Here is a 12,423-nt window from a genome sequence, read left to right on the forward strand (position 1 = left end):
GGTGCCGCGGCGATGAGGATCGGCATCCTGTCGGACATCCACGCCAACCGTGAGGCGTTGGAGGCCACGCTGGCCGACATGAGCGGCGCCGGGGTGGAGCGCGTCGTCTGCCTGGGCGACGTGGTGGGCTACAACACCGACCCGTCGCCCTGCATCAGGCTGCTGCGCGAGGCCGGGGCGGTCTGCGTCGCCGGCAACCACGACCGCGCGGTGACCCGCCAGATCCCCACCGACGGTTTCAGCGTCCGCGCCATCCGGGCCATCGCCTGGACGCGCAAGCGCCTGCCGCCGGAGGACGTCGCGTGGCTGTCCGCCCTGCCGCTGAAGACCAATGTCGGCGACCAGCTCGTCGCCGTTCACGGGGCGCTTCATGTGGACCGGGGCTGCGAGCTGGTCCGGCTGAACAGCGAGGATCGGATGCGGCGCACGGCGCAGGCCCTGCTCGCCCACCCCTCCGGCGCCCGCGTCTGCGCCTATGGTCACACGCACCGGCTCGGCATCCATGAATACCGCAACGGGGAGCTGTGGGAGCACAATCCCGGCAGCGAGGTCGCTCTGCGCGGCGGTTCCTGCTACCTGCTCAACCCCGGCACGGTGGGGGAGCCGCGGAGCGAGGAGCGGCGGGCGACCTGGATGCTGTTCGACACCGGCCGACGGACGGTGAGCGTGCGGCGGGTCGCCTACGACGATCGCGCGGCTTTCGAGAAGACGCGCCGGGCGGGGATCGAACCGCGGCGCCTGCTGTCCATTCCGGCGCCGTTGCGCGCCGCCCTTCAGGGAGGGCTGCGGCGGATGGGGATTTACGAGATGGTGCGGCGGGTCATCAACTCGTGACCCTTCCCCTCATTGAACCGTCGCCAGCATCAGCAGCGACGCGCCGAGCGGCAACAGGGCGAGCAGCAGCTTGAGCATGGAACCGGCCATCGGTGTCTCGTGAGGGGTCTGTGAACGCGCGCGACTGTAGCCGGACGGCGGGCGATTTTCTGTGACAAATCCCACAACCCAGCCATCCCTTCCCGCGTCCTGAAAAATTTTCCTTTTGATCCAATCTCTCGGAAAATCCGTATCAACTCTTTGGTGCTATCGTCGGTTCCGCCGCAGGATGGGCTTTCGGCGACCGGCGGCATCCAACGAGTCTTCGACGATACGGACCGGCGGGAGTGTGGACAATGAATTGGTTCCGAAACGCCAAGGTCGGCCTTCGGCTGATGCTGAGCTTCTCCAGCATCCTGGTGCTGATGGTCGCGCTGGCGGCCATCGCCATCTACAAGGTCAACAGCATCAACGACAGCCTATCCACGATCAACGACGTCAACAACGTCAAGCAGCGCTACGCCATCAACTTCCGCGGCAGCGTGCATGACCGGGCGATCAGCCTGCGCGACGTCACGCTCCTGTCCGACGCCGCGGCGCTGAAGGCCGAACTCGCCACCATCGACCGGCTGGCCGCCGACTACGCACGCTCGGCCGAGCAGATGGACCGCATGTTCGCCGCCGGCACCCACATCACCGCCCGGGAACGGGACATCCTCGCCTCCATCAAGGAGACCGAGGCCAAGACCCTGCCGCTGGCCCGCGGCGTCATCGAGGCGCGCCAGGCCGGCGACAGCGCCCGCGCCGTGAAGATTCTGGTCGAGCAGGCCCGCCCCGGCTTCACCGAGTGGCTGGCCCGCATCAATGCCTTCATCGACCTCCAAGAGGCCGAGAGCCAGGCGGTGGCCAAGCACGCCCGGACGGTGTCTGAGAGCTTCCAGGTGCTGATGATCTCGCTGTGCGCGGTGACCGTCCTGCTCGGCGCCGGACTCGCCTGGTGGTCGATCCTGACGGTGCGGCCGCTGCGCCGCCTGACCGACACCACGCTGAAGCTGGCCGAGGGCGACCTGACCATCGCGGTGCCGCAGGCGACCAGCCGCGACGAGGTCGGCGAGATCATCCGCGCCGTGCAGGTCTTCAAGGACAACATGGTCCGCGCCCGCCGCATGGAGTCGGAGAAGGAGGAGACGGAACGCCGCGCCGAGGCCGAGAAGCGCGAGGCGATGAACGGGCTGGCCGACCAGTTCGAGCGCAGCGTCGGCTCCATCGTCGAGCTGGTGTCCCACGCCGCCGCCGAGTTGGAGGGTGCCGCCCAGACGCTGAACGCCACCATGGAGCGCGCCAACGATCAGGCCGGCACCGTCGCCGCCGCGGCGACCCAGGCGACCGCCAACGTGGAATCGGTGGCCACCGCCTGCGGTGAACTCGCCGGGTCGGTCAGCAGCATCGGCCAGCAGGTCCGCCAGTCCGCCGACATCGCCAACCGCGCCGTCCGCAACGCCGAGGACACCCAGGCCACCGCGGAAGGTCTGGTCAGCACGTCGCAGAAGATCGGGGAGGTGGTGCAGCTCATCAACTCGATCGCCCAGCAGACCAACCTGCTGGCGCTGAACGCGACCATCGAGGCGGCCCGCGCCGGCGAGGCCGGCAAGGGCTTCGCGGTGGTGGCGAGCGAGGTGAAGAATCTCGCCAACCAGACCGCCAAGGCGACGGAGGACATCACCGCCCAGATCGCCGGGGTCCAGGACGTGACCCTGCGCACCGTGCAGTCGATCCGGGAGATCGCCCAGGTCATCGGGGAAAGCAGCCAGATCGCCGACGACATCGCCCAGGCGGTGGAGCAGCAGGGCATCGCCACCCAGGAGATCGCCCGCAACGTCCAGCAGGCCTCGGCGGGCACCGCGGAGGTGTCGGGCGCCATCGTGCAGGTCAGCGGCGCCGCCTCGCAGGGCGGGACCGCGGCGGGCCGCGTGTTGGGCAGCGCGCAGGAGCTGAGCCGGTCCGCCGCCCGCCTGCGGACGGAGGTCAGCGGCTTCCTCTCGAAGGTCCGCGCGGCGTAACGAGGCGCATTATTCCCTCTCCCCTCCGGGGAGAGGGTTAGGGTGAGGGGGTTGCGCGTGGCGCCACGTCCGGCACAAGCGCATCCCCCTCACCGGCCCTTCGGGCCACCCTCTCCCCAGAGGGGAGAGGGCTATATCAGACCTCACGCCGGATAACGGTCCTTGTACTTCACGATGACGTACAGCGCGTGGATCATGCCCGGAATGTAGCCGAGCAGGGTCAGCAGCACGTTGATCCAGAACTGGGCGCCAAACCCCACCTGGAGGAAGACGCCGACGGGCGGCAGCAGAAGCGCCAGGATGATGCGTATGATGTCCATGCCACGATAACGCTCCCGCCCCGCCCCAGGTTCCCTCTGCTCGTCGCGATCCTCAGCCCAGCAGGCCGATCTGGTCGAAGGGCAGAGGATCGAACCCGTGCTGGTACACCGCGGAGCCGGCGGCCGGCGCGAAGTTGTCGTGCGCGGCGTCGGTGAATTGCGGGTCGAAGGTGAAAGACCCCTTGTCGTAGCCGGCCGCCTGCCACTGCGCCAGCGTGCCGGTGGCGCCGTTCGCCATCACCTGCGGCCAAGCCTGGAACAGCGCCTCGTTCGGGTCGAGGTCGGCGTAGAAGTTGCCGGTGAAGGTCCCCGCCGTCTTCGGCCCGTCAAGGGCCACCGCCCGCCCATCGCCGGCGTCCACGATGTTCTGGGTGATGGTGTTGTTCGCCATCGGCGTGCCCTTCCAGCCGCCCCAGCCGACGCTCTGCTGCAGACCGATCTGGGTGCCCAGATTGTCGGCCAGGATGTTGTCGGTGACCGTGTTGCTCCAGCCGCCGTGCAGGAAGATGCCGCCGACGTTGTCGTGGACGACGTTGCCCTTCACCGTGGTGCCGCTGGTCCAGTCGTCCAGATAGATGCCCCAGCTCACCAGCTTCGTCGGGTCGAGGAAGGTGGAGGAGACCTTGCCGTCCCAGGTCACGTTGCCGAAGGCGGTGGTGCCCGACACCTCGTTGTAGGCCACCGTGTGGCCGGCCAGATCCTGCTGGCGGTTGATCAGGTAGATGCCGCCGCCGTCGCTGGTCTCCTGGTTGGCGCCGACGATCTTGTTGTGGGTGATCGTCGCCCGGTAGGTGGCGTCGCCCGAGGCCTGGACGGAGCCGACCGCGATGGCCTTGCCCGGCGTGTCCTCGATCTGGTTGTGGGTGATGCTGACGTCGTTGCTGCCGTTCACCCACAGCGCGTCGCCGCCGTGGTCGACGGCGCTGGCGTGCTGGATCAGGTTGTCCGACACCTTGGTGAAGTTGGACCCCGCCTTGACATAGACGGCCTCGCGCCCGGTCTCGGCGAAGTGGTTGCCGGAGACGGTGCTGTTGGCGCTGCCCTCCACCGTGATGCCGTAGCCGGTGTTGGTGACGGTGTTGTTCTTGAAGGTCAGGCCGGCGGCGTTGTTGGCGTAGACCGCGTGGCCGTCCGGCGCGCCGTCGGTCAGGGTCAGCCCCTCGATCGTCACGTTCTTCGCACCGCCCAGCCCGATCAGCACGGGAAGCTGCGCCGCGACCACCTTGTGCCCGGCGACCGCCCCGCCCTCCGGCTTGAACAGCACCTGGTTGGACGCCTTGTCGAAGAACCACTCCCGCGCGGTGTCGAGCTGATCCTTGCCGTTGAACAGGTAGAAGCGGCTGCCGGCGCCGAGCGCGTCGTAGGTGCCCTGGGCCAGCGTGATGGTGTTGCTGCCGTAGTCGATGCTCTTCACCGGCACGGTCATGTTGTCGTAGCCGTGCTGGCTGAAGACGCTGACCATCAGCCCGTCGGTGCTCGAATAGGTCGGGATCGCCCCCGCCTTGAAGCCGAACTGGGTGTAGGCGTTGGCCCCGGCCTTGGTGGCGATCAGCCAGCCGCCGTCGATGGGATGGCTGGGGTCGGCGTTGGGCGTGCGGGCCACGGTCTGGCGGTCGCCGTCCATCGACAGGTCGAGCACCGCCTTGGACCCGCCGGGAAGCTGCGCGCTGTAGAGGCCGTTGCCGCGCGACACCCAGTTGTCGACCAGCGAGCCGCCGTGGAAGACCGGCTTCTCGCTGCCGTAGGCGGCGAAGCGGACCCCGCTGTCCTGGCCGTCCAGCCAGAGCATGTCCTTCATGTAGTAGTCGCCGCCGCGGACGTAGGTCACGTCGATGTTCGGGTCGGCGCGCATGGCGTCGCGGGCGGCGGTCAGCGTCGCCTTCGGCCCGTCGGTGCCATCCGCGTTGGGGGCGGCCAGCTTGCCCGACCATTTGTCGTTACCGTTGGTCGCCACGAAGAACGCCGGCCCGGTCGGGGCGGGGGACGGCGTGGGAGTCGGGGTGGGCGTGGGGGCCGGCGTGGACCCGCCGGTCGCGAAGAAGCTCTTGTCGGCGTCCACCACCAGCGTGCCGTTCCACCACATCCCGGACTGGCCCTTGACCACGTCCTTCCCGTCGAGCGCGCCCTTGTCGTAGGTGACGATGCTGTCGGTGGCGGCGACGGACTTGCCGTTGATCGTGACCTTGTTGACGATCAGCGAGCGGTCCTGGCCGTTCACCACGGCGTCGTTGTCATACTGGATCTGCACCTTGTGCGCTTGGTCCGGCGCCACGTTGGCGGTGAAGCTGTAGTCCTTGGCCGCGGTGCCGACCGTGCCCTCCCCCACCTTCTTGCCGTCGACCAGCAGGTTGAAATGCGCGTTGGTGCCGCCCGCCGCGATGCCCTGCGCGTTCACCACGAAGGTCGAGGTTCCGGCGACCGGCGCCGCCGGGGCGGGAAAGTCGGAGGCCGGGGTGTCCACCACCAGCGTGCCGTTCCACCACATCCCGGACTGGCCCTTGACCACGTCCTTCCCGTCGAGCGCGCCCTTGTCGTAGGTGACGTTGGCGTCGGTCGGCTTGTGGGTCTTGCCGTTGATGGAGACCCCGCTGACGATCAGCGAGCGGTCCTGGCCGTTCACCATCGCGTCGTTGTCGTATTGGATCTGCACCTTGTGCGCCTGCGCCGCGGTGACCGGCACCGTGAAGCTGTAGGCGGTCGGGCTGGTGGCGTTGACGGTTGCCTGGCCCACCTCGACGCCGTCGATCAACAGGCGGAAATGCGGCCAGATGCCTCCGGCGGACTGCCCATAGGCACTCACGACAATCTTGGCGTCGGTCTTGCCCGTGGTGGTCGAAGCCATTGGATGGTTCCCTCGCTCTTATGCTCAACGGCCGCGAGCATGGCGGGGCCGGCCGGACATTTGTGCGCCATTTTGATAACAGGCGAGGGCCACCGGGTCCGTGCTTCTATCCGGCACCGCCTATGACGGGAGAGGCGGTTGAACGGGAGTCATACGCACCAAAGCGCAGGCTCCCCCGGATTAAAGCGAAGCCTTACGTGTTGATGGCTTATACGGAACCAAGAGGCAGAGACCCCATGAAGAAGATCGCTGTAACCGCCTTTGTCGCCCTGTCGCTCGCCGCCTGCCAGAGCGGCGGCAGCGGCATCGGGACCAAGCAGACGGTCGGCGCGCTCGGCGGCGCGGCGGCCGGCGGCGTGATCGGCTCGCAGTTCGGCGGCGGCACCGGCAAGCTCATCACCACCGGTGTGGGCACGCTGCTCGGCGCCTATCTCGGCAGCGAGCTTGGCCAGTCGCTCGACCGCGCGGACGAGGGCTACGCCCAGCGCGCCGCCACCCAGGCCTATGCCGCGCCGATGGGCTCGACCATCCAGTGGAACAACCCGGAATCGGGCAACCGCGGCACCATCACCCCGATCCGCGACGGCCGCGACAACTCCGGCAACTACTGCCGCGAGTACCAGCAGACCGTCTATGTCGGCGGCAAGGCCGAGCGGGCCAACGGCACCGCCTGCCAGCAGCCGGACGGCAGCTGGCGCATCGTCTCCTAACATCCGGGCACGCTTCCGTCCCGGCCGTCGTTCCCACTCCTGCTCGGGAACGACGGCCGGGACGGAAGCCCCGTTACGACGCGGGAATTGCCAGAAGCCGGATCGCCACCTGCTTGGTGTGCGGGCTGACGGCGATGATCTCCCAGGCCGCACCGGACTCGGCCACGTATTCCATGAAGGCGCGGTACTCGTCCTCGCGCCACGTCCGGTTCCCGATGAACTCGTCGAAGACCAGCACCGTCCCCGCCCGGAAGCGCGGCGCCAGGGCGGTCAGCACCGTCCGCGCCGACGAGTAGATGTCGCTGTCCACATTGACGAAGCGCACCGCGCCGCCGTGGGCCGCCAGGAAGGGCGGCAGCGTGTCCTCGAACCAGCCCGCGTGCAGCACCGCGTTGTCGCACACCGGCGGCAGGCTCTTGCCCGTGCTGAGCACGCCGCGCGGCGCGTTCACCCAGCCCTCCGGCAGCCCTTCGAACGAATCGAAGCCGTGCACGGTTTGCCCGGCCACCGCGGCGATCTGGTTCAGCGAGGTGCCGCGGCGCACGCCGAACTCCAAGACCAGACCGGGCCGCTCCGCCCGCTCCAGCGCGAAGCGCAACAGCTCCGCACCGACACCGAACAGCCGGACATCCGGCGCCAAGTGCGGGCGAATCGCCGTCACTGCCTCCACCAGCGGCAGACGCTTCGGCTGACCGGCCAGCTTCTCGCCATACAGCGCCTCGGCCTCCGCGTCGCGGCCGAGCAGCAGCAGGTAGGCGCACAGGAAGCCCCAGTATTTACCCGCCGCCCCCGGACAGTCCGCAGCCCGGCGCAGGCGGCGCAGCGCGTCCTCCACCCCGTTCAGGCCGAGCGCTGCGGCGTGGCTGCCGAACCACGCGGCGGCGTGCTCCGGGTCGTCGGCCAGCCGCTCGTCGAAGACGGCCAGCGCGCCCGCGGCGTCGCCGAGATGGGCGAGGCTGACCGCCCGCTCATAGAGGATGTCCGCCGACCGGTTCCCGGCGGCCAGCGCTTCCCCGGTCACCCGCAGCGCCTCCTCATAGAGGGCGTCGCGGCGGTAGGCGCCGGCCAGCGCCTCGCGGAGGCCGGGAAAGGCGGGATCGACCGCCGCGACCCGCTCCAGCCAGCGCACCGCTTGCAGGCGGTCCCCGCCGGCCAGCACGGCCTGGGCCAGATGGTGAAGGGTCTCCGCATGCTCCGGCGTGCGCGCCAGGGCGCGGCGCAGGGCGGCGGTGGCGGCCACGGCGTCGCGCCGGCCGAGAGCGGCCATGCCGGTCAGCCGGTCGCGTTCGGCCCGGTCGCGTTCGGCGGAGCCGCCGGACTCCGGCGCGGTGTCCCGCAGCAGGCGCACCGCCTGCCGGTAATGCCGCGCCGCGATCAGGCGGCGCGCCTCGGTCAGAACCTCATCCACGGGGAAAACCTGTCGGTCGGGCATGGTCGGAATGGGGCACAGATGCCCCGCGGAAGCGGCGGGATGCAAGCGCCGCCTGCGGCCCTCGCCGGGGTGAAAAGAAAGAAATGCCCCCTTCGATATTTTTCCCTTTGACAGGGGGCCGCCTGGATTGCTATTCACCCGCTCCCGCCGGACGCTGCCGTAGCTCAGTGGTAGAGCACTCCCTTGGTAAGGGAGAGGTCGAGAGTTCAATCCTCTCTGGCAGCACCATGGGGCCGTAGCTCAGATGGGAGAGCGCCTCGTTCGCAATGAGGAGGTCAGGGGTTCGATCCCCCTCGGCTCCACCAACTTCTTCGGCGGTTGGTTGGTTGACTTGAGTAAGTAGAGCAAGGTTGAATTTAGTGCTTGCTTCGGCGGTCTTTGTTCTTTAGAAGGTCGCCTACGACGCGGGTGTAGCTCAGTTGGTTAGAGCGCCGGCCTGTCACGCCGGAGGCCGCGGGTTCAAGTCCCGTCACTCGCGCCACTTTTCTTGTGGTTAGGTTCAGTATCTCGCGGTTTGGTCCTGTAGCTCAGCGGGAGAGCACTACGTTGACATCGTAGGGGTCACTGGTTCAATCCCAGTCGGGACCACCATTTGGGGGATCGTCTAGCGGTAGGACAGCGGACTCTGACTCCGCCAGCCTAGGTTCGAATCCTAGTCCCCCAACCAACTCCCTGATTTTTCAACACAAATTGGCACCCCACACCGGGCTGTGTAGCAACGCTCCACGTTGCTGCTACACACGCCCCTGCGACGGGGCTCATGTGTTTGTCCTTCGCGGGACCATTTATCATTTTCGTCGCCGCGTTCCGGCCGCGCTGCGTTGCGCCGTGGGGCGGGGCGAAATACACATCTCGTTAGGCACCTCCGTGGTCAGGTCGATGTTGATCTTGCCCCGGTTCGGTGGACACCCCTGTTAAGCTCCCATGGGAGCGGGAAGGTGTCTGATGACGAAGATGAGGCGGTCCTTCACGGACGAGTTCAAGCGTGAGGCCGTTGCCCTGCTTGACGGCAGCGGCCGTCCCCTGGAGCATGTGGCGCGGGAGTTGGGCCTTCAGCCATCCGTGCTGCGGAACTGGCGCCGGGCGGCCCAAGGCCAGCCGCTGCGCTCGCGGTCTGGCGCACCAGCCGTGCCCGGCGCCGCCACGCCGGCCACGCCGGACGAGCAGGCGGCGGAGATCGCGCGGCTGCGGCGCGAGCTCGAGCGCGCCCGGCAGGAACGCGACATTTTAAAAAACGATCGCGGGCCTTCGGTCCGCCTGCGGGCGGAGAAACGGGCCGCGCTATGATGGGCAGCGGAGGGGAGCGGCCGTCTGGTTTTTGGAGGCGTAAGACCCCGTCAAAAAACGTGGCCCATGGGGCGGTGCGGACTTGAGAGTGGTGACGCCCGCGCGGTGATCCCGGTTGGGAAATTGATGACTTCGCATGCCCCAGCCCCTCCTTGGCCCGACGAGCAGGAGGACGCACGATGACGCGAACGAAGCGGTCCCGCAAGGCGCGGGACATGGCCCCGATCCACCCCCATGCGGCGGCGATCGACATCGGCGCCACCATGCACATGGCCGCCGTGCCGCCCGACTGCGACCCCGAACCGGTGCGCTCGTTCGGCACCGTCACCGGCGACCTGCACCGTCTCGCCGATTGGTTCGAACGCTGCGGCGTCCGCACCGTGGCCATGGAATCCACCAGCGTCTACTGGGTCCCCATGTTCGAGATCCTCGAGCAGCACGGCTTCGAGGTCGTGCTGGTCAACGCCCGCGATGCCAAACACGTTCCCGGGCGCAAGACCGACGTGAGCGACGGCCAGTGGCTACGTCGCCTGCACGAGTACGGTCTGCTGCGAGGCAGCTTCCGGCCAACCGGTGGGATCGCCGCCCTGCGTGCCTTCCTGCGCCACCGCGAGCGGTTGCTCGGCTATGCCGCTGCCCACATCCAGCACGTGCAGAAGGCGCTGACCCAGATGAACCTACAGCTCCACCATGTGGTGGCCGACGTCACCGGCGTCACGGGCATGAGAATCATCCAGGCCATCGTGGCCGGTGAGCGCGACCCTGACGTGCTGGCCGGATCCCGCGATCCGCGCTGCCGGGCCTCGGAAGAGACGATCCGCGCGGCTCTGGTCGGCAACGACCGCGAGGAGCACGTCTTCGCCCTGGCCCAGTCGCTCGAACTCTACGACCTCTACCAGGACAAGGTCGCAGCCTGCGATACCCGCATCGAGGCGGTGCTCAAACGGCTTCGGGCCGTGGCGGCCAAGCCGGTCGGCAAGCTGCCTCCGGCGCGGCATGCGACCAAGCAGCCCAACGCGCCGGCCTTCGACGCCCGCGTCGCGTTGCACGCAATCCTCGGCGTGGACCTCACCCAGATCCACGGGCTCGGCCCCTCCCTGGCGCTCAAGCTGGTGGGCGAGTGCGGCACCGACCTGTCGGCGTGGCCGAGCGCCAAGCACTTTACCTCCTGGCTGTGTCTGGCACCGAGCAACAAGATCTCCGGAGGCAAGGTGCTGTCGTCGCGGACCCGGCGTTCGGGCAGCCGGGCGGCGGCGCTACTGCGCCTCGCCGCGACCACGGTGGGTAGAACCGAGACCGCGCTGGGCGCCTTCTATCGGCGCCTGTCGGCCCGTGCCGGCAAGGCCAAGGCGGTCACCGCGACAGCGCGGAAGATCGCGGTGCTGTTCTACAACGCCCTGCGCCACGGCATGGACTACGTCGATCCCAGCGCCGCCTACTACGCGGAGCGTTATCGGAACCGGGTGCTCACCAACCTTCAGCGTCGCGCCAAGTCACTGGGCTACGTCCTGCAGGAGGCAGGCGCCGAATCCGTCGGAGTTTCTTAGGAGGCCATCAGCATCTTCTCGGAAGCGCCGAGATGAGGTTCCGTTTCGTCGAGGACCACCGGGACGAGTTTCCCGTCCGGCTCATGTGCACGGTGCTCGGGGTGTCCGCCAGCGGGTACTATGCGTGGCGTGGGCGGCCGGAAAGCGGCCGGGCCGCTGCCAACCGGCAGCTTCTGGCCGAGGTCCGGCGCGTCCATGGGCGCCACCAGGGCCGCTATGGCAGCCCGCGCGTGCATGCCGCCCTACGGGCAGAGGGCGTCGCCGCCAGCCGGGGCCGGGTAGCGCGGCTGATGCGCCGGCACGGCAGCGGGGGCGCGGCCGCGCGCCGGTTCCGGCCTGCCACCACGGACAGCCGCCATGGCTTGCCGGTCGCCCCCGACCTGCTGGGCCAAGCGCTTCGGGTGGCCGAGCCCAACCGGGTCTGGCTTGCCGACATCACCTACCTGCCCACCGGTGAAGGCTGGCTATACTTGGCGGCGGTGCTCGACCTGGCGACCCGCAAGGTGGTGGGATGGGCCATGCGCGACCATATGCGCGCCGAGCTCGCCACATCGGCACTGGTCATGGCCATCCAGCGCCAGCGACCACCCACGGGCCTCATCCAGCATTCCGACCGCGGCAGCCAGTACGCCTCCCGAGACTACCGCGACCTGCTGCAGGGGGCCGGCATGCGGCAGTCGATGTCGCGCAAGGGCTGCTGCTATGACAACGCGCCCATGGAGAGCTTCTTCCACACCCTCAAGGTGGAACTGGTCCACCGGACCCGGTTCGAGACCCGCGAACAGGCTCGCCGGGAGTTGTTCGCCTACATCGAGACCTACTACAATCGCCAGCGCGCCCACTCGGCCATCGGGTACATCACACCCGAGCAGGCCGAGCTACGATCCGCGTGAACCCGTGTCCACCGAACCGGGGCAAGATCACATCGATCCTGGAGGCAGTGGAGAACGGGATGTACAGCCCGTCCCTGAAGGAGCGGCTGTCCGCCCTGGAGGCCGAGCGTGCCACGCTCGCCGCCGAGATCGGCGCCCTGGGGACGGAGGCGCCGGAGATGCTGCTGCCGGCCAACCTGCCGGAGCTGTACCGGCGGAAGATCGCGGAACTCGAGTCCGTGCTCGGTGATGGCGACGAGGGGATGGCGGCTATGGAGATGATCCGGTCCATGGTCGACCGCGTCGTGCTGTCCCCCTGCCCCTCGGGCGCCGGGCTGGAGGCGCAGCTTCATGGCGACTTGCTGGCAATCCTGGCGGCGTGCGCAGAGGCGGACCCGAAACGCCGACAGCCCGCCTCGTTGGAGGCGGGCTGTCAACTGTCGGTGGTTGCGGGGGCAGGATTTGAACCTGCGACCTTCAGGTTATGAGCCTGACGAGCTACCGGGCTGCTCCACCCCGCGGGTGTTCCTTGGGAAGGGA

Annotated in this window: 8 protein-coding genes, 6 tRNA genes and 2 pseudogenes; 12 read left to right on the forward strand and 4 right to left on the reverse strand. The window is 68.4% G+C overall.

What is annotated here, in order from left to right; translation table 11 throughout:
* The first annotated feature begins 12 nt into the window (after positions 1–12).
* The gene (locus ACFPMG_RS22990; RefSeq protein WP_376997551.1) at positions 13–834 is read left to right on the forward strand and encodes a metallophosphoesterase family protein; all 822 of its coding nucleotides are present in this window, start codon (positions 13–15) and stop codon (positions 832–834) included.
* A gap of 335 nt (positions 835–1,169) precedes the next feature.
* Entirely contained in the window at positions 1,170–2,873 is a 1,704-nt protein-coding gene (locus ACFPMG_RS22995) for a methyl-accepting chemotaxis protein (protein WP_376997552.1), read from the forward strand.
* Between the two features lie 143 nt (positions 2,874–3,016).
* Here ACFPMG_RS22995 and ACFPMG_RS23000 read toward each other — a convergent pair whose 3' ends face one another.
* Both ACFPMG_RS23000 and ACFPMG_RS23005 read right to left on the reverse strand, forming a co-directional pair.
* Complete coding sequence (locus tag ACFPMG_RS23000) at positions 3,017–3,193, reverse strand: YqaE/Pmp3 family membrane protein (protein ID WP_014197684.1); 177 nt, start codon at positions 3,191–3,193, stop codon at positions 3,017–3,019.
* 52 nt (positions 3,194–3,245) lie between these two features.
* Entirely contained in the window at positions 3,246–6,035 is a 2,790-nt protein-coding gene (locus ACFPMG_RS23005) for a carbohydrate-binding domain-containing protein (protein ID WP_376997553.1), read from the reverse strand.
* A 236-nt stretch (positions 6,036–6,271) separates the two neighbouring features.
* Between ACFPMG_RS23005 and ACFPMG_RS23010 the strand changes: the two genes are divergently transcribed.
* Entirely contained in the window at positions 6,272–6,745 is a 474-nt protein-coding gene (locus tag ACFPMG_RS23010) for an RT0821/Lpp0805 family surface protein (RefSeq protein WP_014197686.1), read from the forward strand.
* A 73-nt stretch (positions 6,746–6,818) separates the two neighbouring features.
* Here ACFPMG_RS23010 and ACFPMG_RS23015 read toward each other — a convergent pair whose 3' ends face one another.
* On the reverse strand, positions 6,819–8,153 hold the full coding sequence (locus ACFPMG_RS23015; protein ID WP_376997554.1) for a class I SAM-dependent methyltransferase: 1,335 nt from the start codon (positions 8,151–8,153) through the stop codon (positions 6,819–6,821).
* A 177-nt stretch (positions 8,154–8,330) separates the two neighbouring features.
* On the opposite strand from ACFPMG_RS23015, the gene ACFPMG_RS23020 reads away from it, so the two are divergent.
* The 9 genes and pseudogenes from ACFPMG_RS23020 to ACFPMG_RS23060 all read left to right on the forward strand — a co-directional run.
* Positions 8,331–8,405: transfer RNA gene (locus tag ACFPMG_RS23020), tRNA-Thr, on the forward strand.
* 1 nt (position 8,406) lies between these two features.
* A tRNA-Ala gene (locus tag ACFPMG_RS23025) sits at positions 8,407–8,482 on the forward strand.
* A 99-nt stretch (positions 8,483–8,581) separates the two neighbouring features.
* Positions 8,582–8,658: transfer RNA gene (locus tag ACFPMG_RS23030), tRNA-Asp, on the forward strand.
* A gap of 35 nt (positions 8,659–8,693) precedes the next feature.
* Positions 8,694–8,768, forward strand: a tRNA-Val gene (locus ACFPMG_RS23035).
* 2 nt (positions 8,769–8,770) lie between these two features.
* A tRNA-Gln gene (locus ACFPMG_RS23040) sits at positions 8,771–8,844 on the forward strand.
* 95 nt (positions 8,845–8,939) lie between these two features.
* Positions 8,940–9,095 (forward strand): DUF6538 domain-containing protein, encoded by a 156-nt coding sequence (locus tag ACFPMG_RS23045; protein ID WP_376997555.1) that lies wholly within the window; start codon positions 8,940–8,942, stop codon positions 9,093–9,095.
* Between the two features lie 27 nt (positions 9,096–9,122).
* Positions 9,123–9,317 (forward strand): annotated as a pseudogene (locus ACFPMG_RS23050) (transposase); the annotation flags it as partial.
* A 362-nt stretch (positions 9,318–9,679) separates the two neighbouring features.
* A complete protein-coding gene (locus ACFPMG_RS23055) occupies positions 9,680–11,011 on the forward strand; it encodes an IS110 family RNA-guided transposase (protein WP_465252035.1) in 1,332 nt (443 codons plus the stop codon).
* Positions 10,924–11,904, forward strand: a pseudogene (locus ACFPMG_RS23060) (IS3 family transposase); the annotation flags it as partial. The gene ACFPMG_RS23055 and the pseudogene ACFPMG_RS23060, both read left to right, overlap by 88 nt.
* Positions 11,905–12,327: 423 nt before the next feature.
* On the opposite strand, the gene ACFPMG_RS23065 reads toward ACFPMG_RS23060, so the two are convergent.
* A tRNA-Met gene (locus ACFPMG_RS23065) sits at positions 12,328–12,404 on the reverse strand.
* Positions 12,405–12,423 lie beyond the last annotated feature (19 nt).

It is taken from the genome of Azospirillum himalayense, assembly GCF_042657465.1.
GTDB classification, from domain to species: Bacteria; Pseudomonadota; Alphaproteobacteria; order Azospirillales; family Azospirillaceae; genus Azospirillum; species Azospirillum himalayense.